The following is a 22827-nucleotide window of genomic DNA, read 5'->3' on the forward strand; positions in this document are numbered from 1 at the left end:
GCGTGAATGCTATCCCATCTTCTTCAGCAGCCAGGCGAAATTGCCACCCCCGCGCGACGCGAGGCCCTGGATCACCAACTGCTGTACCGAATGTGGGCGGCCGTTGCCATCGACCCACAGGCTTTCCTCGATTTCGACCTTCTCGGCCCCGGTCGCGAACTGCCACAGCGCGCCGTCGGGCAGCAGCAGGCTGGCGCCCTTGCCGCCCGGCGTCAGCGTCGCCTCGACATGGCGACCAAGGTGGAAACGGATGGCGTAGGGCACCTTGCCGCGCTGGCCCTTGCGCCCCGAGGGGACGAGCACGTCCTCCCCGCGCAGCTCGCTGCCGTCATCGCGCAGGATCAGAATGCGCTTGTGCAGCAGGCCAAAGCGCGCCGCATAGCCATCGTGGCTCGCCTCCAGGCGTCGCGCGCCGCCCCCCGCGCCTGTTTCGTCCAGCTTCACGGCCCGCAGGTCCACCTCGACCTCGCCTACGCCGCTGCCCAGTTTGCCGTCGAGCAGTACGGCGGTGGAATTGGCATCGCCCAGCGTCAGCGTGGAATGCGCCGCGGTGGCACGCAGGCCCTGTTCGATGCGGATCGGCACCTGCCCGCCGGCCAGCGCGGCGCCACCGCAGTTGACGATCAGCCGATGATCGCCGTGACTGAATTCGAACGCCAGCGTGGACGCGCAGCCGTTGCGCGCATGGCGGCCGAGCGGCGGCGGCGAGGCATCGACCTGCAATACCGCAGGCCGGGCCGCCAGCCGCTGGTAACCCCAGCCGCGCGGATCCTTGAGCGGACGGGCGCGCACACCACTTGCCTCGACCAGCGCGGCCAGCCGGTCTGCCGGGGTCGCGGCCCCGCCCTGCCAGCTGCCAAGGCCGCCATCGCCATGGGTGAGCGCCAGCAGCGGCGGCACCAGCATGGCCTGCACGCGGGCGATCGCCTGCGGTATCTCGCGGCGCACGGCGCGATAGCAGGCGGCAAGATCGACGAGCAGCGCCACCGCCTCCATCTGCGCCACCGGCGAACGCGACAGCACGCCGCCATCCTCGCCCACAAGTTCGCCCAGCGCGTGGGCCAGGCCAGCCTCGCCAAACAGGCGCCGCGGCTTGCCTTCGGGCAGCAGCAGGCCTGCGGCGACGATCGCACACCAGCCGGCCACCTCGCCCAGCCGGTCGTCCGCCTTGCCGACATGGCGATCCAGCCAGCGCGCCGTCTGCGCCATCTCTGCCATCGCCCGCGCGCGCAATCTGCCGTCCTTGCCCGAGAGGATAAGCGGCGCGTGCACCAGCCAGGCGAGCAGGCGATGCCCGGCAAATTCGACCTTCCACGCCGGCCCCTTGCCCGCCCCCCTGCCCTGTGCAGGATTGGCGTCCAGCCAGCGCGTCAGCAGACGCTCTGCCACGGCCGTGCATTGCTGGCGCGGGGTGCAGCTATCGAGATCGCGCAGCCAGCCAAAGCCGTGGACCGCGCTTTCGAACGGCGGGGTGAGCTTGGCGGTGGGCCCGAAGTCCACCTGCTCGATGGGGGCCTTCAGGCCGTGGATGGTGAAATGCCCCGCGCGAAGGGCCATACCGGTGGCCCGCTCGCCAGGCAGCGGACTTTCCACTGTTGCCAGCAGCCGCAGCCCGGCCGGCTTGCGGAACGGCGCGATCAGCAGCGGACCCGGCAGCCCCATGCGATAGGCGAAGCGCATCACGCGTTCGCCCGGCGTGATTTCCGGAGGCGCGAAATCGGTGACGACCAGGGCGCGGTCGGCTGAGATGGTTTCGGGAGCACGTTCCACCAGCGCCTCATCGATCCCGTCGTTCAGCGCAAAAGCACCCGCGGCATCCTCTGCACTCCGATCCTGGCCCCGGCGCTGTCGCGCCGCCCGCGCCAGTTCGAGCGTTTCGGCGTTCATTCACCGTCCCCGCGCAGCGCGGCGATATTGCGTGCGTAATGGTCCGGCCCACCTTTGAAGGTGGCCGAACCCGCCACCAGCACGTCGGCCCCGGCGTCCACACAGAGCCTTGCCGTTTCCGGGGTGACGCCGCCGTCGACCTCGATCAGCACGTCGTGCCCGCCCTTGTCGATCATGCTGCGGATCGCCGCGATCTTGCGCAACTGGCTGGCAATGAAGCTCTGGCCGCCAAAACCGGGGTTCACGCTCATCACCAGCACCAGGTCGATCTCCTCAAGGAGGTAATCGAGCATCTTGGCGGGCGTTCCGGGATTGAGCGAGATACCTGCCTTGCAGCCGGCGTTGCGAATGGCCTGGACCGTGCGGTGGACATGGGCACCCGCCTCGGGATGCACCGTGATCATGTCGGCCCCGGCCTGCGCAAACGGTTCGATCCAGGCATCGACGGGGGAGACCATCAGGTGAACGTCGAAGGTCTTGGCCGAATAGGGCCGCAGGGCCTTTACCACGTCGGGCCCGATGGTGATGTTGGGCACGTAATGCCCGTCCATCACGTCGACATGGATCCAGTCGCACCCGGCTTCGTCGATCGCGCGCACCTCTTCGCCCAGCCGGGCAAAATCGGCCGAAAGGATCGAAGGCGAGATGAGCGGGCGCGCCATAAGTTAACGAGCAGCGATAGGGGCGCGCGAATCGCCGCTCAAGGCGGCGATGGGCGGTTTGCCCATGATGGCGGGGGAAAACTTGCGGCAAATGGCGCCTGGCGATGCTTAAGCCGCCATTCAGTGCCTGGCGATCATGGGCAGGGGCGAACATTCCGTTACAGCCCGCATGATCTCGATCATGCCCGATCCGTGCGTCGGACCGAGGCTGATCCGGGAGCCGACCTGACCTGACTAGGCGAGAAATTATGACCAGACGACCTTCCATGACCAGTGCGGCGATCCTTGCAGGTGCGCTGTTTGCAACCGGCCTCGCCACGCCGGCGAGCGCGCAGCAGTATCGTAACGAAATCCGCCATTCGGCCGCGCCCTGCCAGGGTGCCGGGCCGGCGGTGTGGATCACCGTGGCCGGGGTTTCCGCCTCGCGCGGCACCTTGCGCGTCCAGCTCTACCGCGGCACCAGCGCCGACTGGCTGGAAAGCGGTCGCTGGCTCAATCGCATAGAATTGCCCGCACGCGCTGGCACCATGCAGGTATGCATGCCCGTGCCCGCCGCCGGCACCTATGCCATCGCGATCCGCCACGACGTAAACGGCAATGGCGGTACCGACCTGCGCACCGATGGCGGCGGCATGTCGAACAATCCCAGCATCAATATCTTCAACCTCGGCCGCCCCAGCGTGGAGCGCACGCGGTTCTCGGTCGGGCGCGAGGTGAAGCCGATGTCCATCCGCATGCGTTACATGTGAGGCATCAAGGCGTGCGCTTTGCGCGCCACACCTGATTCAGCACCCCGGGCCCCACGAGCAGCGCGGCGAGCATGGGGTGGCGTTCGCGCCACGGCGTCATCTCGATCCTGATGCCGGTGTGCCGTTCCACCTTCCAGGCCGCGTAGCGCCCGGCCCCGTCGAACGTGCGCGTGGCGCGCAGCAGGCGCGCCAGGTTGAGCGGCTTGCCGAGCCGCCGCCGCCTCGTCCACCAGCGCAGGATAGCGTCGCGCCTTCCGCGCGGCAGTGATGGGCGGATGACGCCATCGGCTTGCGAAAAAGGAATGTCGGCGCTTTCCAGCGCGAGCGGCAGCAGACCTTCGAAATGTGCCGCGTTGAGCGCGAGGATGGACTCCTCCCGGCCCGGTCTTTCCACCCGCAGCTCAGCCCGGTAGGTGGCGCGAAACAGCGCCCGCCAATAGTCAGCCTCTGTCCCGTGCGCCGGCCCCACCGCCACTGCCAGCCGCGCCGCGGTGCGGCAGGCCGCCGCCACCGCTTCGGCAACTTGCGTGCGCGCCGTCGCATCGCGGCTCCAGACCAGCGCGCTGGGCTGCACGAAGCGCGCCCATATCGTGGTATCCAGGGTCTCGCCCGCCGCTGCCTCTGTGAATTTTGCCAGGGTCATGGTGGCGATCTTGGCGCGCAGCATTTCGCTGGTGCCGTCGCCGCGGTGCATCCACTCGCGATAGGACACGGTGGGCCATAACCCGCGCTCGGGCGCGCCCGGCAAAAGGACGTAGAAGTCGAGCACGCCCTCGCGCAGTCCGGTCCTGAGGTTGGAGCCATAGAACAGCACGGCCAGCGCGCCCGCCTCGCGCGCCAGGCGATCGGCAAAGGCGGTCACGGCAGGATCGACAGGGCGGGCGAGCACCGGCCCGGCGCGCAAGGCCAGGGTCACGGCACCACGAAGCGCAGCGGGGCGCCCGCGCCGAGGCGATAGTCCCCGGGCGGAAAGGCCTCCCCGTCGAGCACGAAGGTATCTTCCAGCGTGATGGAAAACGCATTGCCGCCCAGGCGATGAACACCGCGCCGCAGCGTCGCCTGGCTCATCCGCCCGCGCATCACGGCGCCGATCCGCAGCAGCAGGCTGCGCCGGGAATTGTCGAGCAGGATCAGCCGCACCGCGCCGGGTAGCCCCCGCATCGGGTCGAGCCCCAAGGGAAAGTTCTTCAGCGATGACGCGAACAACAGGTAGCGCTCGTCTTCCGGCAGCCCGCCGAAATGCGCCACCTCGCTGCCGTCCTCGCAGAACACGCGCATGCGCGATCCGCTGCGCCAGCCGTTGCGGCTGTTGCCGAGCAAGGCCTGCAACACGCTCCACGCTGCTGTCACCCCGACGACGGCGGCATTGAAGGCGCCCAGGTCGTGGCTCTTCTGGCCCAGCGCGATGCTGCGCGTGAAGATGCCACCGCCCATGATGAACCCGCGCACTTGCGATCGCGGATCGTCGCGCTGGGCGATCACCAGCGGGCGCCGCTCCACCGTCCGCCCTGCGCTCAAGGCCGTCAGCGCATCGCGAAACGTCCAGTCGGCGGGGATGCCGAGGTCGATGGCGAGGGCATTGGTCTTGCCCGCAGGCAGCACGATCAGCATGGGCCAGTCGTCACCGAAGATGCCGGCGCCGCAGGTCAGCACGTCGCGGATCGTGCCGTCGCCACCGTCGATGACGATGCAATCGACCTGCCGCGCGGCAAAATCGGCAAGCATGCCGGGCAACTCGCCGCGCCGGTTCGGACGTTTGACGATCACGCCATCCAGCACGTCGGCAGGGGCATCGGTATTCTCGTTGCGATGACTGCGCGCGTTACGGATGAGGCCGACCAGCGGGCGCGAACGGATGGGCGAAAGCGCGCCCTCGTTCGCCGGGTCGCGGCGCACAGGCCGCGCCGGGCCGACCTGCGGCAGTCGCTCGAATGTATGGATACCGCCGTGCATCGCGCTGCGCCTTTACACCCCCACACCCGTAAATGGCTATGGGGATTGTCTTTCCCGCCTGCAACTGTCGCGCCATTGCCACATGGCGATGCAAGGCCGCCACAGCCAGTGCTGCCAGCTTGCGCTTGCCAGTCGCCGGGACGGGGGCCTAGGCTCCATGCAATCGTTCCATCATCGGAGTTGCCCCGCATGCTCACCCGATCCCTGCTCGACGCCGCGCGCGGGCACGCCGATGCCATCATCTCGCTGCGCCGCGCGATCCATGCCGAACCCGAACTGGGGCTGGAAACGCCGCGGACGCTCGCCAAGGTCAAGGCCGCCCTCGCCGACCTGCCGCTGGAATGGCGCGAGGGGCCTGGCTGCACCGGCGCGGTGGCCGTGCTGAAAGGCGGCAGGCCCGGCCGCAGCGTGCTGCTGCGCGGCGACATGGACGCCCTGCCCATGACCGAGCGCACGGGGCTGGCCTTTGCCTCCACCATCGACGGGCGGATGCACGCCTGCGGCCACGATGCACACACCGCCATGCTGGCGGGCGCGGCGCGCGTGCTGGCGGACAGGCGCGACGACCTGGCGGGCGAGGTGCGCTTCATGTTCCAGCCGGGCGAGGAAGGCTTCCACGGCGCGCGCTTCATGCTGGAGGACGGACTGCTCGGCGGTGCTGGCGACTATCCGCTGCCCGACGCCGCCTTTGCCATCCACATCTGGCCCAACGCGCCGCACGGGCGTGTAGAGGCGCGCGCCGGCGCCATGATGGCCAGCGCCGACATGATCGAGATCACCGTCACCGGCAAGGGTGGCCACGCCTCCATGCCGCAGGATGCCGTCGATCCCGTGCCCGTCGCCGCCGAAATCGTGATCGCGCTGCAGAGCATGATCACCCGTCGCTTCGCCGCTACCGAGGCGACCGTCCTCACCATCGGCAAGATCGAGGCAGGCACCACCAACAACGTCATCCCCGATTCCGCCTATCTCCTCGGCACGATCCGCACGCTATCGCCCGAACGCCGCGCGGCGATGCGCGAAGCAGCGCGCGAGGTGGCCGAGAACATCGCCCGCGCCCACCGCTGCACCGCCGAGATCAAGATCACGCCAGGCTTCCCGCCGACCATCAACGATGCCCGCGCTGTCGCGCTGGGTGAGACGGTGGCAACGGATCTGGGCGGTGAGCATCCCTGGCAGACCCGCCCCGCGCCCACGATGGGGGCGGAGGACTTCTCCTACGTGCTGGAAAAGATACCGGGCGCGATGTTCTTCGTGGGCGTCGCCGCCAAGGGAGCGGACTGGCAGGATTGCTGCGGCCTGCATTCCACCCACATGGTGCTGGACGAAGCCGTGCTGCCCAAGGGCACCGCCTTCCTCGCCGGCTGCGCTACCCGCTTCCTCGACCGCGGCTTCGACTAGGCGAGCAGCAGCCGCAAGCCGCTGCCGCCCGGCGAGGGCGACAGGATGTCCGCAATAACTGGTGCAACGCAGAGCCCCTGGCGCACCCGACAGGATTCGAACCTGTGGCCTCTGCCTTCGGAGGGCAGCGCTCTATCCAGCTGAGCTACGGGTGCCAGGGGGCAGCGCGTAGCAACGGCTGGCGCACCCGCCAAGCCAAATCTCGCAAGCGGCGCGCGGTTACATCGCGCTTGGCAGTTGTTGCAGGGTTTCGCCGCCCTCGCGAAAAACACGCACGTTGAACCCGCCGCGGCGGCCGTCACGCAAGGGGTAGTAGGTGAGGGCGATCGTTTCGCCGGGTGCGAGGCTGCGGCGCGACCAGCCGGCGCGGCTGAGGTGATTGGGGCTCATGCCTTCGAATGCCCAGCGGTTGCCCGCCGTATCGCGGGCGTAGATGAAGGTGTGCGGATTGGTCCACACCCAGCGTTCGATGGTGAGGTTCTCCAGCCGGGTTTCGCGCCCCCAGTCGAACATCGCCGTCGAGTGGTGCGAGGATGCCGGAATGCTCAGCATTGCCAGCCCCAGAAACACGACCGCGCCGATCGTGCCGGCTTTCTTGGCGAAAAAGCGGTTCATGGCCTCTCCTGTGGCGCGCGACTGGATGCCGCCCTGTCGCCTCACCGGCATCCTGCCAGCATTTGCCGGACACAATCAACCCGCAGCTTGACGGGTCAGCTTGACTTGCCGGCCTGCCGCACAGCACTCTGGGCGCCATCAGGATGTGGCGGAGGGGGTGATGACCATGCGGCGATGGCTTGGGGCGGCGGCATTGGTGGTGGTTTGCACAGGTCCGCTGGCGGCGCAGGACAGTGCCTACGTCCCTCCGCGCGCCAGCCATTACGCGGACGTGACCGGCTGGCCCGACTTCACCGGCGTATGGGATCCCGACCGGTCCGCCCTGTTCGGCCGTGACGGGCGTATCGTCGTGACCCCGAAGCTGACCCCCGCGGCGCAGGCGCAGCTCGATGCGTTCCGCGCGCGGCAGGCCAGCGAGGGAGTAGACCAGTTCATGCAGGTGCACTGTATCCCGCCCGGCATGCCCGGCATCATGCGCCAGCCCTATCCAATCGAATTCCTCTTTTCGCCGGGCCGGGTCACGGTATTTGCAGAGACCTACAGCCAGGCGAGACGCATCACCGTCGATCCCGGGCGCACCCTGCCGACCGATCCCGACCCGCTGTTCAACGGCACGTCGGTGGGGCACTGGGAAGGCGATACGCTGGTGGTCGATACGGTCGGCTTCAATCCGTATGTGACTTACATGGCCGGGGTGACCCCGTCCGGGCAGATGCGGATACACGAGCATTTCTGGCTGTCGGCGGACGATGTGCTGTGGGTGCAAACGACGATCACCGATCCCGGCGTGCTGGCCGAACCCTTCGTGCAGACCATAGCCTATCGCCGCCAGCCGGACTGGGAGATCCGCGAATACGTGTGCAACGAGAACAACCGCCTGGTGGAGGGCGAGGACGGGGCCAATGTCGACCTGGGGCTGGAGGGCACGGATGATCCGTTCGGCCCGCCGCGCGAGTGAGCCCTAGCTCATCGAGCGCAGCACCGGCGGCGTTACCTCCCAGCCGCGCGCCGTGCGTGTGGCCGTGGCCGCGAACCCCTCGCCGCCGAGATTGCTGTAAGTCCGCGTCAGGGCCATCGGTTCGCCGGGCGGGTTCCGCCCCTCGCTAACGGCTTTTCAACGAGTCGAGCGGTATCTGCCGTATCCATGAACGCACCCCACCATCGTTTCGGTATCGGTCGCCCCGTTACCAATGCCAGCGCCACCAGCATGCGTTGGGCTGCGCTGGGGGAGGCGGGCAAGGTGGTCGCCATGCTCGCCGGGATCGAGCCCGAGCGCGAGGACAAGGGTGTGCGCAACTTCCCTGCGCAGATCCGCGACGCCGAACCGTGGCGGCGCGAACTGGCCGACAACGGCTGCATCGACCTCGCCGCGGTGATGGAGCCTGGCATTGCCGCCCTGCTGGCAATCAACGCCCGCGGGGCCGACTGCAAACCCGCCGCACTTGCCCTGTGGCGCGAATTTTCCGCCGCGCGCACCGCCATGCTCGGCCTGCTGCCGCCGAGCGGTGGAATGGGGCCGCGCAGAAGCGCCTGACGCTGCGCGGGGTGCAATCCCGCTTGACGGTGTTCTCATTTCGTTCCAGTTTCGCGGGCATGGATGATTCGCCCGCCGCCACTCTCTCCTCCCCCCGCCCCGGCCTGGTGGAGGACGAATTCACGCGCCGTTCGCGCGCCGTTTGCCGCGGTATCTGCCGCCTGTTCGCTCGCAACGACATCTGGGCGCTTACCGAAATGCCGCTGCGCAACGGTCGGCGCGCCGACCTCATGGGGATCGATGGCAAGGGCAAGATCGTCATCGTCGAGGTCAAGACCGCACGCGGCGACCTGCTGGGTGATGGCAAGTGGCCCGATTACCTCGATTTCTGCGACCGGTTCTATTGGGGCCTGCCGCCCGAACTCGATCGTTCCGTGCTGGAGGGGCCCGATTACCGGCCCGACTGCTGCGGGGTGATCGTGGCCGACGAATATGATGCGGAAATCGTCCGCCCCGCGCCCAGCCACCCGCTCGCCGCCGCGCGCCGCCGGGTCGAGGTGGAGCGGCTCGCGCGTACCGCCCTGCGGCGCCAGCTTGTCGGGCTGGACCCTCATTGCAGCAACTGGGGCGGCGAACTGGCGGGTTAACGCTGGCAGCGCTGGCCCCGAGGGGGCATAAGCGGCAGCCATGTGGGTCGCCATCCTCGTCTCCGCGCTCGCCATGACCGCGATCGTCGCCGTCCGCTACGTGCTGACGAGCGGGGCCTTTGCCTGGGCGACGGGCAAGGTCCGTCCCGGCCACTACGCCGGGCTCGATGCGCAGATCCGCCGCGAGATCGGCTGGTCGCTGGCCTCGGCAGCGATATACGGGGTGCCGGCGGGCGTGGTCGTCTGGGGATGGCAGAACCGCGGGTGGACCCGCATCTATACCGACCTGTTCGCCATGCCGCTGTGGTATGTGCCGCTTTCGCTGCTGGTCTACCTGTTCCTCCACGATACCTGGTTCTATTGGACCCACCGCCTGATGCACCGGCCCAAGTGGTTCCGCGTGGCCCACGCCGTGCATCATGCCAGCCGCCCGCCCACTGCCTGGGCGGCGATGAGTTTCCACCCGATCGAGGCGCTGACCGGCGCATTCGTGATCCCGGCGCTGGTGTTCGTGGTGCCGGTCCACATCGGGGTCCTGGGGATGGTCCTGGGGATCATGACGGTGATGGGCGTCACCAATCACATGGGCTGGGAGATGTTTCCTCGCGCTCTCGTTCATTCGCGCGTAGGGAACTGGCTGATAACGGCGAGCCACCATCAGCGGCATCACGATGAATATCGCTGCAACTACGGCCTCTATTTCAGATTGTGGGATCGCCTGTGCAACACCGACAAGGGCCTCGCCGCCCCAAAGCCAGCCTCGCAAGCCTCGCGGTTCTGACCGCGCTCACCGCGCCGCTGCTGGTTTCCGCCGCACCGCCGCCGCCCGCTGGCGTCGACGTCAGCGTGACGATCACGAACCTGCGCAACCAAGACGGCGTGGTGCGCGCGTGCATGACCCGCGACCAGTCGCGCTTCCCCCGATGCCAGGACGCGGCGCAGGGGTATCGCAGCGTGATCGACGCCGGCGAGGCACGGGTGGTGTCGTTCCACAACGTCCCCCCCGGAACCTACGCCATCGCGGTGTTGCATGACGAGAACGGCAACGGCCGCGCCGACCGCACGCTGGGCATGATGCCGCGCGAAGGCTTCGGCTTTTCGCGCGATGCGCCGGTGCGCATGGGACTGCCCTCGTTCGACGCCGCGGCCATAGAAATCGGCGGTTCGCCGGTCCGGCAGACCATTCGAATGCGATACATGCTCTAGCAAAAGCAGATACTTGGCGTCACGCGCGCATGAAATGGCCGGCGCGACTTCACCGAAAATTTACCACGTCGCGCCAAAAGGTGCCCAGCCAATGGAAAGGGGCTTTTGGGCATGGACACTCTGCGCGGCAATTTCGATTCGCTCGAACCGCATGAATTCGAATCCGCCGCCGACCCGCGTGATGACGATGCCGATGGCACGGGCCCTGGCACTGGCACTGGCACTGGCGTTGACGCTGGCCATGCAGGCGATGCCACACCGCCACCTGCCATCGGGCAGGATGAACGCCGGATGCAGGTGCGCGCCTACAATTTCTGGGCTAGCCTGCTCGAGGATCGCAACTTTCCGTCGATCGAGGACCTTGATCCGACGCGGCTGCCCGACTTCGGGCCGCATTCGGTGCTGCTCGATTTCACCGATGGCGTCGACGATCCCAGCGTCACCTACGTCGGCGACAAGCTGAGCGCGGAATGCGCGACGTCGACCGACCGGCTGCCGCAGCGCCTGTCGCATGTCCCGCCACGCTCGCTGCTGTCGCGAATCACCGATCATTACATGCAGATCCTCGCGAACCAGTCGCCGATCGGGTTCGAGGCGGAATTCGTCAACGGAACGGGCGCGACCATCCTTTATCGCGGCATCCTGCTGCCCTTTTCCAGCGACGACGAGGCGATCGACTTCATCTTCGGGGTCATCAACTGGAAGGAGATGGCCGACAGCCGCGCCGCAGGTGAACTGATGCTCGAAATCGACCAGGCACTCGACGAAGAGCTTGAGGACGAGGGCGACATCGGCCCGCGCCCGAGCCTTTCCACCGCGCTGACCGACTGGGCCGATGGCCCCGCCAGCCTGCACCGTCACGATGGCGGCGAAGGTGCCGGCGAGAATGACGACGATGCCCTGTCCGTCTCCCCGCCAGCCGTCACGGCGCGCCCGTCGTTCGACCTGTCGGGACAGGCCAGCCACCAGGACCTGATCGCTGCCCCGCAAGGCGAAACTGCCGAATATCGGGGCCTGGCAGACTGGCTCGCCGCCGCGCGTGACATGGCGCGCCAGGCCAGGAGCGGCGAAGAACGCACGCGCGCCGCGCTTTATGAAGCCGTGGGCCGTGCCTGGGATTTCGCCCTCGCCGCAGCGCAGGAACCCGCCGCCTTTGCCGGCTTGCTGGCCGAGGCCGGTATCGCCATGCAGGACCGCGCACCGATGACACCGGTGGTGAAGCTCGTGTTCGGCGCCGACTACGACAAGACCCGCCTGACCGAATATGCCGCCGTCCTCGCCTTCGCGCAGCGCAGCGGTATCGCGCAAGGTGCCCTGGGCGATCATCTGCGCAGCGCCGAGGGCGGGCTGAAGGGCGTGGTCGCTGCCGAGCGCGATTTTCGCCGCGGGCAGGAAGGCCATCCGGCCAAGGCGCGCAATGCGCCGCGCAAGGCCATCGTGCGCAAGTTGCGCGACCTGCCGCAGCTGCCCTTTGCCGCGATCGAACAGGGCGGCGAGGAATTCGCCCTGGTGATGATCCGCCGATCCGCCTCTGGCGAGGTCGCGGTGCTGGGGGAAGTTCCCCCCGATGTCTCGCTGATCGAAAAGGCCGCGCGCCAGATCATGGCCTGATTTGCACCACGCGGGGTGGGCAATCCGGCGATGAGCCGCTAGCCCGCCCTGCATGGTGTTCTCCCCCCGGGTCTCCACCCGCATCCAGCCCTATTTCGGGCATCGCAGCCGCACCCGTCTGGTGCTGAGTTCCCGCGCGCTGCGCCAGCCGCCCGGCGTCTACGACAGCGGTTCGCGCTGGCAGGCCATGCGCACCATGGTGCGCCAGTTCGCCAGCCGCGAGGTGGCGGGCGTCGTGGTCCGGCTGGTGATCGAGGGGCCCGATGGCCCGCTGCTCGACTGCTCCGCGACGGGCGATGCAGAGGGGTACATCCATTTCGACGTGCCGCTCGATCCGGCGTGGGACCTGCCAGCGTTCCCGGTGTGGGAACGCGCGCACCTGCACTGGGTGAATACAGAGGGGCCGCAGCAGGTCGACGCCTACGTGCTGGCACCCGGCACGACGAGCGACCTGGCGGTCATTTCCGATATCGACGACACCATCGTGGAAACCGGCATCACCGGCGGCCTGCGCAACATCGTGCGCAACTGGCGCCGTGTGTTCGCCGAACTGCCGCACCAGCGCGTGGCTGTGCCGGGGGCGGACACCTTTTACGGCCAGCTTGGCGGCGGGCTGCTCGAAGAAGGCGAGAAACGCGGGGCCGAGCGGATGCCGGCGACGCGGCGACCGTTCTTCTACGTGTCGTCCAGTCCGTGGAACCTGTTCTCCTACCTCGTCGCCTTCATGCGGGTGAAGACCATGCCGCTGGGGCCAATCGCGCTGCGCGACTGGGGGTTCGATCGCGATACCTTCGGCTCGGCCAGCCACGGCGCGCACAAGACGGCGGCGATCGCGGCGATTCTCGCCATGCATCCCGAACTGCGCTTCGCCATGATCGGCGACGACACGCAAGGCGACCTGCCCGCCTTCGCGCACGCCGCCGCGGCCTTTCCCGGCCGGGTGGCCGCGGTGTTCATTCGCAAGGCGGCGGAGGAGGAATTCTCTCCCGAAGAACTGGCGGGTCAAGCCGCGCTGAAGGCGGCCGGCATACCGTTGTGGCTCGGCCGCAGTTACGACGAAGGGCTCGATTTCCTGCGCTCCATCGGCGTCACCCCGGGCGGCGAAACCGAACACATCGTGCGCACGGTGGAACGTGTGGCGGACGAAACGCCGGGCACGGGTGCTGCCTAATCTTCATTTCCCGTTCAGCGCGGCGGGGTCTACAGCCGTGATCGACACGATGCATATGCGCTCCACCATCTTCGCCCGGGCAATTGCCGCTCTCGCCCTGTTCGGCCTCGTCGCACAGCCAGTCGCCGCGCAGAGCCAGGGCCCATCGGTGCTGCGCGATGCGGAGACCGAGGCGCTGTTGCAGGACCTCGTCGACCCGCTGGCCGAGGCCGCCGGCCTTGGCGAAGGCGCGGTCGACATCGTGCTGATCAACGACCCCAGCATGAACGCCTTCGTCGCGGGCGGGCAGCGCATCTATGTCCACTCGGGCACGCTGGGCAACGCCGATTCGGTCGGCGAGGTGCAGGGCGTTCTTGCCCACGAACTGGGCCACATCACCGGCGGTCACATCAACCGCATGTCAGAAGGCGTCGGCAACGCCACGCGCATCACCCTGCTGTCCACGCTGCTGGCGGTGGGCGCTGCGCTGGCCGGCGCGGGTGAGGCGGCGATGGGCATCATGGGTGCGGGCCAGACGGCGGCCATGGGCAATTTCCTCGCCTTCAGCCGCACGCAGGAAGCCAGCGCCGATGCCGCGGGCGCACAGTACCTGGCCGAGGCTGGCATCTCCGGGCGCGGCAGCCTGGCCTTTTTCGAGCGTTTGCAGAATTACGAGTTTCGCCGCGGCATCAGCCAGAACCGCGACAACGAATACGCCCGCAGCCACCCGATGACGGGTCAGCGCCTTGCCACCTTGCGCGAAGGGTACGTGGCGGATCCGGCCTGGGCCGTGGCCGACGATGCCGGGTTGCAGCAGCGGTTCGAGCGGGTCCAGGCCAAGCTGTTCGGTTACCTGGCCGAACCCGATCGCACCCTGCAGTTCTTTCCCGAGACGATGACCGGGGTGCCGGCCCGCTACGCCCGCGCGCTGGCCTATCACAAGGATGCGCGCATGGACCTGGCGCTGGCCGAGATCGGATCGCTCGTCGCCGATGAACCGGACAACCCCTATTTCCTCGAGCTCGAAGGACAGATCCTGCTCGAATCCGGGCGGGTCCCACAGGCGCTCGAACCCTTGCGCGAGGCGACCCGGCTGACCGGCTCCAATCCGCTGATCGCTTCGTTGCTGGGTCATGCGTTGCTGGCGACCGAGAACCCGGCCAACCTCGACGAGGCGGAAAGCGTGCTGCGCGCCGCCGTGGGCCGCGATCACGAGAATCCCTTCGCCTGGTATCAACTGGGCGTCGTCTACGGCCAGCGCGGCGATTTCGCGCGGGCCCGGCTGGCGAGCGCGGAACAGCAGATCATGTCGGGCAATCCGCAAGGCGCGATGGTCAACGCGCAGGCGGCGGAGGCCGCGCTTCCCGTGAACACGCCAGACTGGATCCGCGCGCAGGACGTGCAGTTGCAGGCGCGCGGAATGCTTGAACGAATGGCCGAACGAAACTAGCCTTCGCCATCTATGCGCCTGCTTGTCACCATTGCCATCGCCCTCGTCGCGGGCGTCGCCGGGGCCGCGGCCTGGGATTTTGCCGGGTTCGCCCCCGATCGCACGCGCGCGTATCTGATGGCCAACCCCGAGGTGCTGCCCGAGGCCATGGCAGAGCTGCAGCGCCGCGACATGGCCGCGCGGGTCGCGCCGATCCGGGCCGAGCTGGAACAGCCCTTTCCCGGCGCGGTCCTGGGCAATCCCGAAGGCAGCGTGACCCTGGTCGAATTCAGCGACTATGCCTGCGGGTATTGTCGCCTTAGCGTGGGCCACGTGAACGCGCTGATCGCGCAGAACCCCGACCTGCGGGTCGTCATCCGCGAATATCCGATCCTCTCGGAAGGCAGCGCCAATGCCGCGCGCATGGCGCTGGCCGCCGCCCAGCAGGGCAAGTTCGAGGCGTTTCACAACGCCATGTTCGAGCAGGATCAGCCGAGCCCGGAAGGCATCCGCGCCGCGGCCGAGGCGGCCGGCGTGGATCTCGCCCAGGCCAACGCCGCCATCGCCTCCGGCGCCCTGGACACCCAGCTGCAGAACAACGTCTTCCTTGGCCAGACCCTGCAACTGAGCGGCACGCCCGCCTTCATCGTGGGCGATACCGTGCTGAACGGCGCGGTCGGGACGGAGCAGCTGAGCGAAGCCATCGCCGAGGCGCGCGATTCATAGGCCGAGCCGATCCCAGGGGCAGGCGCTGCCGTGCGAAACCCTCTGACGCGGCGTCCCGCCTCGGCTAAAGGCCGACGCATGGCGATGCTGCCGTTCAAACCGACCCCGTTCTTCGCGGACAAGAACCGCGCTTTCTGGCGCCTTCAGCTGATCGGCTGGGGCGGCGCTTTCGTCCTGCGCGCGGCGACATCGTTCGCTAACGAGCGTGGACTGGACTTCTTCGCCGTCGTCCTGATCTCGGCCATCACCGGCTTTTCCATCAGCACCGTATTGTCGGTAATCTACAACCGACTCATTACCCGCAGCCCGCTGGTGACCTGGGGCGCGACGGCCGTGGTGTTGCTGATCGCTGTCCTGGTCTCGGCATTTATCAACGCCTGGACGATCGCCGTGTATCAAGGTGGAGGCACCGGCTTTGCACAGCTGATGCTGGGTGTCTCGTACATGGATACCACGTTGCTCGGCGCGTGGTCGGCGCTGTATTACGCCATCAACTTCTTCCTCCAGGTGGAGGAACAGACCGACCGGCTGGAGCGGCTGGAGGCGCAGGCGACCAGCGCGCAGCTCGCCATGCTGCGCTATCAGCTGAACCCGCACTTCCTGTTCAATACCCTCAATTCCATCAGCACGCTGGTGTTGCTGAAACAGACCGCGCCCGCCAACGCCATGCTCACCCGTTTGTCGGGCTTCCTGCGGCATACGCTGGTGACCAAGCCCGGCGCCAAGGTGACCGTGGCGCAGGAGGTGGAGACCTTGCAGCTCTACCTCGATATCGAGCGAATGCGGTTCGAGGAACGGCTGCGCACCGAGTTTCGCATCGAGCCCGATGCGGCGGATGCCTGCATCCCTTCCTTCCTGCTCCAGCCGCTGATCGAGAATTCGATCAAGTACGGCGTTTCGGCGCAGGAAGAGGGCGCGCGCATCAGCCTTGCTGCCAAGGTCATCGGCCAGCGCCTCAGGCTTACCGTCAGCGACACCGGCCCGGGCCTGCAGGGCAACCAGAACGCCGCCGAGGCGGTGGCGCGCAGCACGCAGTCGTCGACCGGCGTGGGCCTTGCCAACATCATGGAGCGGCTCAGCCAGGCCTACGGCGAGGATCATCGCTTCGATATCGAGACCCCGCCCGACGGCGGCTTCACCGTCATCATCGAGGTGCCCTACGAAGGCGTCGAGCACGCCGACGAGGTCGCCACGCCGCAGAAACTTCCCCCCCGCTCACGCATTGATGCGAGCGGGGACCGTCCTTTCGGAAACCCCCCAACCGGAGCCCCCGCATGACCATCCGAACGATTCTCGTCGACGACGAAAAGCTCGCCATTCAGGGCCTGCAGCTGCGTCTCGAACCTTTCGCCGACATCGAGGTGATCGAGACCTGCGCCAACGGACGCGAGGCGATCCGCGCGATCAAGACGCTGAAGCCCGACCTCGTCTTCCTCGACATCCAGATGCCCGGCTTCGACGGCTTCTCCGTGGTCAAGGGCGTGATGGAGATCGATCCGCCGCTGTTCGTCTTCGTCACCGCCTATTCCGAACACGCCATCCGCGCCTTCGAAGCCAATGCCGTGAACTACCTGATGAAGCCGGTCGACGAGGACAAGCTGGCCGACACCATCGAGCGCGTGCGCCAGCGCCTCGCCGAAAAGCGGTCGAGCGAGGAGGCGGACAAGCTGAAGGACGTGCTGGCCGAGGTCAGCCCCGAAAGCCTGGAAGACATGGACACCGGCGAGGAAAGCGCGGGCCGCTACGAAAAGATGATCAACGTCAAGGACCGCGGCCAGATCTTCCGCGTTGACGTGGACAGCATCGAACGGGTGGAGGCCGCGGGCGACTACATGTGCATCTACACCGGCGAGAATTCGCTGATCCTGCGCGAGACGATGAAGGACCTCGAGCGCCGCCTCGATCCGAAGAGTTTCCAGCGCGTCCACCGCTCCATCATCGTCAATCTCGATCAGGTGCGGCAGGTGAAGCCGCACACCAACGGCGAATGCTTCCTCGTGCTCGACAGCGGGGCGGAGGTGAAAGTAAGCCGCAGCTATCGCGACGTGGTGGCGCGGTTCGTGCATTAGTTCACCCGCACACGACCGCTCGCCCTGAGCTTGTCGAAGGGCTGTCTTTTCCTTCTGGCCGAATGTCCCGAAACAAGGGCAATCCTTCGACAAGCTCAGGATGAGCGGAGTGCTTATGAATTTCGAACTCACCGGCTTCGATCTCGATGCCTTTGTCAGTGCCACGCTGGCCGAGGATCTGGGCCAAGGCCTGTCCGGCGGCGGGCAGGACGTAACCGCGATGAGCGTCATTCCCGCCGACGCGCGCTTCCAGGGCGTGATGGACAGCCGCGATGCGATTGCCGTCGCCGGGCTGCCGATTGCCGCGGCGTTCTTCCGCGCACTCGATCCGGACATGAAGATCGAGGTGCTGGCGGAGGAAGGCACGCAGGTGCCCCCCGGGACGAACCTCATGCACCTGTCAGGCAACGCCCGCGCCATGCTGACGGCGGAGCGCAGCGCCCTCAACACGGTGCAGCACCTTTGCGGCGTCGCCACGCTGGTGCGCCAATACGTTACCGCGATGGACAATCCGGCCTGCACCCTGCTCGACACGCGCAAGACCATCCCCGGCCTGCGCCATCTTGAAAAATACGCGGTGCGCATGGGCGGCGGGGCGAACCACCGCATGGGCCTGTGGGATGCGGCGATGATCAAGGACAACCACATTCTCGTCGCCGGCGGCGTGGGCGAGGCGGTGCGCCGTGCGCGAGAGGCAGGCGTGGCCGATATCATCTGCGAGGTCGACCGGGTCGACCAGATCGAACCCGCGCTGGCCGCGGGCGCGACGCGCCTGTTGCTCGACAACATGGATCCCGCAACCTTGCGCGAAGCGGTGACGGTCGTCGCGGGGCGCGTTCTCACGGAGGCGAGCGGGGGCATCACCCTCGACACGATCCGCGCCAAGGCCGCCACCGGGGTCGATTTCGTCTCGGTCGGCCGGCTCACCCAGAGCGCGCCTGCGGCCGACATCGGCCTCGACTTTACCCCGCTCTGAGATTCAGGGGCGGCGCACTCACATGAAAGGCAAAGGCGTGCGGCCGGATTCCATCAAGAAATTCGACCTGTTCTACCTTGCCGCGATCGCCATCGGGGTGGCGCAGGCGCTTCTCAATTACGATGCCATGCAGACCGCGTTGGCGGGCGGGCTTTCGAGTACCGGCCTCGCCGGGCAGGCGGGCATCGTCCTGCCGATCGGGCTGGCGCTGGGCTTCGGTTTCAGTCTCTTTAATTGGTTTCTCGTCTCGCGCCTGCGGCAAGGCTGGGCGCGCTGGGTGCTGCTGGTCTTCGTTGCCTGGCGCGTATCGTCGATCCCGCTGGCGATCGGAGCCGGCATGGGCTCGCTTAGCATCACCGGCATGATCGCCGCGCTGCTGCAGATGATCGCGCTGTATTTCCTCTTCCGCCCGGAGACGCGCGCATGGTTCGCCCGGCCCGCTGGCTGACCGCGGCGTTGCTGGCGGCGGCGCTCGGGCTGCCGCAGCTTGCCGCGGCGCAGGCCTACCAATGCCGTGTTCCCAGTGGCCCTGTATCCCTGCCCCGCGTCGAGCGCGATGGCCCGGTGCGCCAGACACGGGTGACCGGTTACACCCTGGCGCTCAGCTGGAGCCCGGAGTTCTGCCGCTCCCGGCAGGACTCCGCGCGGCACGCCCGCCAGTGTTCGGGGCGAGAGGGTCGCTTCGCCTTTACCGTCCACGGCCTCTGGCCCGAGGGCACGCGTGGGCAATGGCCCCAGTGGTGCCCCACCCGCCGCCAGCCCAGCCCGCGCGCAGCGGCCGGCGCCCTGTGCATGACGCCCGATGCCGCGCTCATCGCCCATGAATGGGCGCGCCACGGCGCCTGTATGACGCCAGACCCGGACACCTACCTCGCAATAACCGGTATCCTGTGGCGGAGCCTGCGCTGGCCCGACTTCGATCGCCTGTCCCGCCGCGAAGGGCTGACCGCAGGCGATATCCGCACGACCTTTGCCGACGCCAACCCGTACTGGGATGCCGAGGATGTCGGCCTGGTCCTGTCAGATCGCGGCTGGCTGCGGGAAATGCGCCTGTGCTACGGCGCGGACTTCATGCCCACCGCCTGCGATGCGCGCCGGTTCGGACCGGGTGACCGTGCCCGCGTCAACATCTGGCGCGGCCTTTGAGCCAGCGCGGCCTGCGGATAAGCGGGGCGAATCAGCGCCGCTCGGCGAAGAAGCCGCGCAACAATTCGGCCGCCTCGCCTCCGCCCATGCCGGAATAGACCTCTGGCACGTGCAGGCATTGCGCGTGGCGAAACACCTGCGCGCCATGCTCCACCCCGCCGCCCTTGGGATCGCTCGCGCCGTAATAGAGCCGCCCGATTCGCGCGTGGGCAATGGCGCCGGCGCACATGGCGCAAGGCTCCAGCGTGACGTAGAGGTCGCACCCCGTCAGCCGCTCGTCGCCCAGGGCCTCGGCCGCCCGGCGAATGGCCACGATCTCGGCATGGGCGGTGGGATCGCAGGTGGTACGGGTGAGATTGTGCCCCTCGCCCACGATAACGCCGTCGCGCACCACGACTGCACCCACCGGCACCTCGCCCCCGGCCGCCGCCGTGCGGGCCAGGTCCAGCGCGAGGGCCATCGGGGGGGAGATTTGCCAGCGGGCCATGCGCGCTGCGCTACCGCGTCGCTTGACGAATGGCCACCCCCGCTGTATGCGCGCGCCTTTCCCGGACCATTGCTGTCCCGATCAACCGTTTGAAACGAGAGTATCCGTCATGTCGCGCATCTGCGAACTTACCGGCAAGGGCCGCCAGACCGGCCACAACGTCAGCCACGCCAACAACAAGACCAAGCGCGTCTTTCTGCCCAACCTGCAGAACGTCACGCTGATGAGCGAGAAGCTGGGCACCAGCCACAAGTTCCGCGTGTCGACCCACGGCCTGCGCAGCGTTGAGCACAACGGCGGTCTCGACAACTGGCTGATGAAGACCCGTGACGAGAAGCTTTCGAATCGCGCCCAGAAGGTGAAGCGCGAACTGAAGAAGGCTGCCAAGGAAGCCGCTGCCGCATAAGGCGCGTTTCCGACCAGTAATTCGAAAAGGCGCGGCGGGAGCGATCCCGGCGCGCCTTTTTCATGGCCGCGTCCCGATTCGGGTGGGACTCATTTGGGCGGGATCGAACGCCAGCTTAACCAGCAGGGTGCGCTGGAACGAGGCGAGGTTGTCGTCGGCGATGATCCAGGCAGCCATCCGCCCGTCGTCCAGCGGCTGGAGGGCCATGCCCTCATAGTTCTCGCGCGGGACCATGGAATCGAGGTCGAGCAGCAGCCGCACCATCAGCACGTCGCCGTTATCGAGTTCCGCCGGATTAGCGATGCCCAGTGCGGCCGTGAAGGGGGGATAGGCCGCCACCACGTGGCGCAGCAGCACCAGCACCCGGCCATCGGGCAGCGCGGCAAGATCGGTGGCGCTGTAGGCCTCGGGCACGGTCACCGCGAACCGCCGGGCCGGGGCTTCCACAGTCGGGTCGCCCGGGTGGATCACGCCCGTGGCGTGGCCTTCGGGCAGCACCAGGAAGCGGCCGTCGGGCAACTGCGCCATCGCCTCAGGTCCGGCGTTTTCAGGCCAGCGCGACCATTCGAGTGGCTGGCGCAGCGCCTCCAGCCGGCTGGCCGCGGAATAGCGCCACACGGCGTTGGTGCCTTCGGAGGCGATCCAGTAGGTGCCGCTGGCGGGATCACGCACAGCCGCCTCGATATCGGGGGCGGTGGGCGACAGCCGCCCGCGTTCCCACACGGCGTTGAACTGCGCTTCCCCCGCCTGCGGGCCATCGGGCAGCGCCATCGTCATGCGAATGCCGCGATCGGAAAACGCCCGCAGCCGCTGGCGCCCATCGAGATAGACCAGCGCCGAGAAGCCGCCGAAGTCGATGTTGGGGCTGGCAAGTTCCCACACGCCGACCCGCTCGAAACCTGCCAGCTGCATCAATGGTGGCAGATCGCCTGCGCGCCGCACCTCGACCCCGTCGGCCCGCTTTTCGGGCACCGGCGTGCGCACGAAGGTGCCGGGCGCAAGGCCGAGCACGAGCACGGCAATCGCCAGCGCGCGGCGCGCGGACATGGGCTGGCGGCGTGCCCCCATGGCCTGGCTCCTAGGGCATGGCCCCTACGAACAATAGCGGATCGAGCCGGGCGTCGCGCCACTTCAGGCTCCAGTGCAGGTGCGGGCCCGTCGCCCGCCCGCTCGCCCCGACGAGGCCGATGCGGTCCCCCTTCGAAACGCGCTCGCCCACGTTCACGAACAGCTGCGATGCGTGCAGGAACGCGCTGTTGAGGCCCGCGCCGTGGTCGATGATGACGAGGTGGCCTTCCAGGCTGAATTCGTCATGGGCGGCCAGCGTCACCACCCCGTCCGCCGGGGCGACGAAGGGCACGCCAGCGCCCGGCGCAATGTCCAGGCCCGAATGATAGCTTGCCGGTTCGCCGCGATATACACGCTGCGAGCCGAAGCGGCCCGAGATGCGCCCTGTCACTGGCCAGGCGAAATCCTGCGTCCAGCCATCGGTATCGCTGCCGGCGACGCGCGCGGCCTCGATCGCGTTGAGTTCGGGCTCGCGGATGCGCCAGAAGGCGTCGGTCATGCCGCCGGGCGCGCGGGCGACGTTGACGTGCTCGATATTCCATTGGCGCGGCGACACGGTGACGGGGCTGCGGATGCTGCGCCCGTCGGCCAGCACGGCCACCAGTTCCGCCGCAGGCCCGGCGTCCCGATCGAAGGCGGCGAAGAACCTGCCCTCTGCATCGAGTTCAAGCGGGGTCTCCCCCAGCCGTGCCGTAACGGTGCCGCCGGGCGCGGTGCCGCGGATCCAGCCGCCCTGCGTCAGCTGTCCGTCGAACAGGAACGTAGCGGGGCCGGCCGGCGTGCCGCGAACCGCAGCGGTTGGCGCGGGCGCGGGGATCGGTTGCACGACCTCGCCCCGCACGGGCGCCGTTGGTGTGGGGGTCTGGGCAGGAGGAACCGCGGTGCAGGCCGCCAGCAAGACAGGCGCGGCCGGCAGGGCGCGGCGAATGCGGCCGATCACAGCCCGTCTGTCGCGCGCTTGGTCGCCAGCTCGGCGCTGGCGTAGGCTTCCTGCAGGTCGACGCTCCAGTAGCGCAGTTCTTCGAGCGGAACGGGCGCGCCGCTGACCGCGCAGGCAACGAAGTGGCCGGGGCGAATCACGCGAAAGCCGTTGGGTCCGTAGACCAGCGTGGCGGGGGTGTCGGAGGAGTTCATCAGCATGGCGGCAATCTAGGCACTGCGCGCC

26 protein-coding genes and 1 tRNA gene are annotated in these 22827 nt (G+C 67.9%); 17 read left to right on the top strand and 10 right to left on the bottom strand.

The window, feature by feature from the left end; translation table 11 throughout:
- Positions 1-9 precede the first annotated feature (9 nt).
- Positions 10-1887: a heparinase II/III family protein gene (locus GRI62_RS13210; RefSeq protein ID WP_131451194.1), complete on the bottom strand. Its 1878-nt coding sequence runs from the start codon at positions 1885-1887 to the stop codon at positions 10-12.
- Positions 1884-2549, bottom strand: coding sequence for a ribulose-phosphate 3-epimerase (gene rpe / locus GRI62_RS13215; RefSeq protein WP_131451195.1), 666 nt, complete (start codon positions 2547-2549; stop codon positions 1884-1886). Before rpe ends, GRI62_RS13210 begins: the two co-directional genes overlap by 4 nt.
- A 248-nt stretch (positions 2550-2797) precedes the next feature.
- Here rpe and GRI62_RS13220 point away from each other — a divergent pair, with 248 nt between their 5' ends.
- Positions 2798-3298 (top strand): DUF2141 domain-containing protein, encoded by a 501-nt coding sequence (locus GRI62_RS13220; protein ID WP_131451196.1) that lies wholly within the window; start codon positions 2798-2800, stop codon positions 3296-3298.
- Positions 3299-3302: 4 nt separating this feature from the next.
- Here the strand turns inward: GRI62_RS13220 and GRI62_RS13225 are convergent, their stop codons facing one another.
- Positions 3303-4214, bottom strand: a complete 912-nt coding sequence (locus GRI62_RS13225; protein ID WP_131451197.1) for a hypothetical protein — start codon at positions 4212-4214, stop codon at positions 3303-3305.
- Complete coding sequence (locus GRI62_RS13230) at positions 4211-5251, bottom strand: diacylglycerol/lipid kinase family protein (protein ID WP_131451198.1); 1041 nt, start codon at positions 5249-5251, stop codon at positions 4211-4213. The genes GRI62_RS13225 and GRI62_RS13230 overlap by 4 nt, the downstream gene beginning before the upstream one ends.
- 189 nt (positions 5252-5440) lie before the next feature.
- Here GRI62_RS13230 and GRI62_RS13235 point away from each other — a divergent pair, with 189 nt between their 5' ends.
- Complete coding sequence (locus GRI62_RS13235) at positions 5441-6652, top strand: M20 metallopeptidase family protein (protein ID WP_131451199.1); 1212 nt, start codon at positions 5441-5443, stop codon at positions 6650-6652.
- A gap of 78 nt (positions 6653-6730) precedes the next feature.
- Here GRI62_RS13235 and GRI62_RS13240 read toward each other — a convergent pair.
- Both GRI62_RS13240 and GRI62_RS13245 read right to left on the bottom strand, forming a co-directional pair.
- Positions 6731-6807 (bottom strand) — tRNA-Arg (locus GRI62_RS13240).
- Between the two features lie 64 nt (positions 6808-6871).
- Positions 6872-7267, bottom strand: coding sequence for a DUF6152 family protein (locus tag GRI62_RS13245; protein WP_131451200.1), 396 nt, complete (start codon positions 7265-7267; stop codon positions 6872-6874).
- A gap of 166 nt (positions 7268-7433) precedes the next feature.
- Here GRI62_RS13245 and GRI62_RS13250 point away from each other — a divergent pair, with 166 nt between their 5' ends.
- From GRI62_RS13250 to GRI62_RS13315, 14 genes are all read left to right on the top strand, one after another.
- Positions 7434-8225 (top strand): hypothetical protein, encoded by a 792-nt coding sequence (locus tag GRI62_RS13250; protein ID WP_131451201.1) that lies wholly within the window; start codon positions 7434-7436, stop codon positions 8223-8225.
- A 186-nt stretch (positions 8226-8411) separates the two neighbouring features.
- Complete coding sequence (locus GRI62_RS13255) at positions 8412-8801, top strand: hypothetical protein (protein WP_234027464.1); 390 nt, start codon at positions 8412-8414, stop codon at positions 8799-8801.
- 59 nt (positions 8802-8860) lie between these two features.
- Positions 8861-9388 carry an MmcB family DNA repair protein gene (locus GRI62_RS13260; protein WP_131451202.1) on the top strand — a complete coding sequence of 176 codons (528 nt, stop codon included), beginning with the start codon at positions 8861-8863 and terminating at the stop codon, positions 9386-9388.
- A 40-nt stretch (positions 9389-9428) separates the two neighbouring features.
- The gene (locus GRI62_RS13265) at positions 9429-10169 is read left to right on the top strand and encodes a sterol desaturase family protein (protein ID WP_131451203.1); all 741 of its coding nucleotides are present in this window, start codon (positions 9429-9431) and stop codon (positions 10167-10169) included.
- A 65-nt stretch (positions 10170-10234) separates the two neighbouring features.
- Positions 10235-10594 (top strand): DUF2141 domain-containing protein, encoded by a 360-nt coding sequence (locus GRI62_RS13270; protein WP_325063701.1) that lies wholly within the window; start codon positions 10235-10237, stop codon positions 10592-10594.
- A 111-nt stretch (positions 10595-10705) separates the two neighbouring features.
- Positions 10706-12205 carry a PAS domain-containing protein gene (locus tag GRI62_RS13275; RefSeq protein WP_131451204.1) on the top strand — a complete coding sequence of 500 codons (1500 nt, stop codon included), beginning with the start codon at positions 10706-10708 and terminating at the stop codon, positions 12203-12205.
- Positions 12206-12257: 52 nt separating this feature from the next.
- Complete coding sequence (locus tag GRI62_RS13280) at positions 12258-13376, top strand: phosphatase domain-containing protein (RefSeq protein ID WP_131451205.1); 1119 nt, start codon at positions 12258-12260, stop codon at positions 13374-13376.
- A 55-nt stretch (positions 13377-13431) separates the two neighbouring features.
- Positions 13432-14805, top strand: coding sequence for a M48 family metalloprotease (locus GRI62_RS13285; RefSeq protein WP_131453646.1), 1374 nt, complete (start codon positions 13432-13434; stop codon positions 14803-14805).
- A 12-nt stretch (positions 14806-14817) separates the two neighbouring features.
- Positions 14818-15510, top strand: a complete 693-nt coding sequence (locus GRI62_RS13290) for a DsbA family protein (protein ID WP_131451206.1) — start codon at positions 14818-14820, stop codon at positions 15508-15510.
- Between the two features lie 78 nt (positions 15511-15588).
- Entirely contained in the window at positions 15589-16788 is a 1200-nt protein-coding gene (locus tag GRI62_RS13295; RefSeq protein ID WP_131451207.1) for a sensor histidine kinase, read from the top strand.
- Positions 16785-17579, top strand: a complete 795-nt coding sequence (locus GRI62_RS13300; protein ID WP_131451208.1) for a LytR/AlgR family response regulator transcription factor — start codon at positions 16785-16787, stop codon at positions 17577-17579. Before GRI62_RS13295 ends, GRI62_RS13300 begins: the two co-directional genes overlap by 4 nt.
- 115 nt (positions 17580-17694) lie before the next feature.
- Positions 17695-18555 carry a carboxylating nicotinate-nucleotide diphosphorylase gene (gene nadC, locus GRI62_RS13305; protein WP_234027465.1) on the top strand — a complete coding sequence of 287 codons (861 nt, stop codon included), beginning with the start codon at positions 17695-17697 and terminating at the stop codon, positions 18553-18555.
- A gap of 22 nt (positions 18556-18577) precedes the next feature.
- Positions 18578-19003, top strand: coding sequence for a hypothetical protein (locus GRI62_RS13310; RefSeq protein ID WP_131451210.1), 426 nt, complete (start codon positions 18578-18580; stop codon positions 19001-19003).
- On the top strand, positions 18979-19701 hold the full coding sequence (locus tag GRI62_RS13315; RefSeq protein ID WP_131451211.1) for a ribonuclease T2 family protein: 723 nt from the start codon (positions 18979-18981) through the stop codon (positions 19699-19701). Before GRI62_RS13310 ends, GRI62_RS13315 begins: the two co-directional genes overlap by 25 nt.
- Positions 19702-19732: 31 nt before the next feature.
- Here the strand turns inward: GRI62_RS13315 and GRI62_RS13320 are convergent, their stop codons facing one another.
- Positions 19733-20188, bottom strand: coding sequence for a nucleoside deaminase (locus tag GRI62_RS13320; protein WP_131451212.1), 456 nt, complete (start codon positions 20186-20188; stop codon positions 19733-19735).
- 109 nt (positions 20189-20297) lie between these two features.
- Between GRI62_RS13320 and rpmB the strand changes: the two genes are divergently transcribed.
- Positions 20298-20594 carry a 50S ribosomal protein L28 gene (gene rpmB / locus GRI62_RS13325; RefSeq protein WP_131451213.1) on the top strand — a complete coding sequence of 99 codons (297 nt, stop codon included), beginning with the start codon at positions 20298-20300 and terminating at the stop codon, positions 20592-20594.
- 60 nt (positions 20595-20654) lie between these two features.
- On the opposite strand, the gene GRI62_RS13330 is transcribed toward rpmB, so the two are convergent.
- The 3 genes from GRI62_RS13330 to GRI62_RS13340 all read right to left on the bottom strand — a co-directional run bounded on the left by GRI62_RS13330 (position 20655) and on the right by GRI62_RS13340 (position 22802).
- Entirely contained in the window at positions 20655-21662 is a 1008-nt protein-coding gene (locus tag GRI62_RS13330; protein WP_131451214.1) for an esterase-like activity of phytase family protein, read from the bottom strand.
- Between the two features lie 10 nt (positions 21663-21672).
- The gene (locus GRI62_RS13335) at positions 21673-22503 is read right to left on the bottom strand and encodes a M23 family metallopeptidase (protein ID WP_234032828.1); all 831 of its coding nucleotides are present in this window, start codon (positions 22501-22503) and stop codon (positions 21673-21675) included.
- Positions 22504-22598: 95 nt separating this feature from the next.
- Positions 22599-22802, bottom strand: coding sequence for a DUF2093 domain-containing protein (locus GRI62_RS13340; RefSeq protein ID WP_131451215.1), 204 nt, complete (start codon positions 22800-22802; stop codon positions 22599-22601).
- Positions 22803-22827: the final 25 nt, after the last annotated feature.

The organism is Aurantiacibacter arachoides, assembly GCF_009827335.1.
GTDB lineage: Bacteria > Pseudomonadota > Alphaproteobacteria > Sphingomonadales > Sphingomonadaceae > Alteraurantiacibacter > Alteraurantiacibacter arachoides.

Coding starts and splice junctions, on each gene's coding strand:
- GRI62_RS13210 (WP_131451194.1), bottom strand. CDS start 1,887: ATGAACGCCGAAACGCTCGAACTGGCGCGGGCGGCGCGACAGCGCCGG.
- rpe (WP_131451195.1), bottom strand. CDS start 2,549: ATGGCGCGCCCGCTCATCTCGCCTTCGATCCTTTCGGCCGATTTTGCC.
- GRI62_RS13220 (WP_131451196.1), top strand. CDS start 2,798: ATGACCAGACGACCTTCCATGACCAGTGCGGCGATCCTTGCAGGTGCG.
- GRI62_RS13230 (WP_131451198.1), bottom strand. CDS start 5,251: ATGCACGGCGGTATCCATACATTCGAGCGACTGCCGCAGGTCGGCCCG.
- GRI62_RS13235 (WP_131451199.1), top strand. CDS start 5,441: ATGCTCACCCGATCCCTGCTCGACGCCGCGCGCGGGCACGCCGATGCC.
- GRI62_RS13245 (WP_131451200.1), bottom strand. CDS start 7,267: ATGAACCGCTTTTTCGCCAAGAAAGCCGGCACGATCGGCGCGGTCGTG.
- GRI62_RS13250 (WP_131451201.1), top strand. CDS start 7,434: ATGCGGCGATGGCTTGGGGCGGCGGCATTGGTGGTGGTTTGCACAGGT.
- GRI62_RS13255 (WP_234027464.1), top strand. CDS start 8,412: ATGAACGCACCCCACCATCGTTTCGGTATCGGTCGCCCCGTTACCAAT.
- GRI62_RS13260 (WP_131451202.1), top strand. CDS start 8,861: ATGGATGATTCGCCCGCCGCCACTCTCTCCTCCCCCCGCCCCGGCCTG.
- GRI62_RS13265 (WP_131451203.1), top strand. CDS start 9,429: ATGTGGGTCGCCATCCTCGTCTCCGCGCTCGCCATGACCGCGATCGTC.
- GRI62_RS13275 (WP_131451204.1), top strand. CDS start 10,706: ATGGACACTCTGCGCGGCAATTTCGATTCGCTCGAACCGCATGAATTC.
- GRI62_RS13280 (WP_131451205.1), top strand. CDS start 12,258: ATGGTGTTCTCCCCCCGGGTCTCCACCCGCATCCAGCCCTATTTCGGG.
- GRI62_RS13285 (WP_131453646.1), top strand. CDS start 13,432: ATGCGCTCCACCATCTTCGCCCGGGCAATTGCCGCTCTCGCCCTGTTC.
- GRI62_RS13290 (WP_131451206.1), top strand. CDS start 14,818: ATGCGCCTGCTTGTCACCATTGCCATCGCCCTCGTCGCGGGCGTCGCC.
- GRI62_RS13295 (WP_131451207.1), top strand. CDS start 15,589: ATGGCGATGCTGCCGTTCAAACCGACCCCGTTCTTCGCGGACAAGAAC.
- GRI62_RS13300 (WP_131451208.1), top strand. CDS start 16,785: ATGACCATCCGAACGATTCTCGTCGACGACGAAAAGCTCGCCATTCAG.
- nadC (WP_234027465.1), top strand. CDS start 17,695: ATGAATTTCGAACTCACCGGCTTCGATCTCGATGCCTTTGTCAGTGCC.
- GRI62_RS13310 (WP_131451210.1), top strand. CDS start 18,578: ATGAAAGGCAAAGGCGTGCGGCCGGATTCCATCAAGAAATTCGACCTG.
- GRI62_RS13315 (WP_131451211.1), top strand. CDS start 18,979: ATGGTTCGCCCGGCCCGCTGGCTGACCGCGGCGTTGCTGGCGGCGGCG.
- GRI62_RS13320 (WP_131451212.1), bottom strand. CDS start 20,188: ATGGCCCGCTGGCAAATCTCCCCCCCGATGGCCCTCGCGCTGGACCTG.
- rpmB (WP_131451213.1), top strand. CDS start 20,298: ATGTCGCGCATCTGCGAACTTACCGGCAAGGGCCGCCAGACCGGCCAC.
- GRI62_RS13330 (WP_131451214.1), bottom strand. CDS start 21,662: ATGGGGGCACGCCGCCAGCCCATGTCCGCGCGCCGCGCGCTGGCGATT.
- GRI62_RS13340 (WP_131451215.1), bottom strand. CDS start 22,802: ATGCTGATGAACTCCTCCGACACCCCCGCCACGCTGGTCTACGGACCC.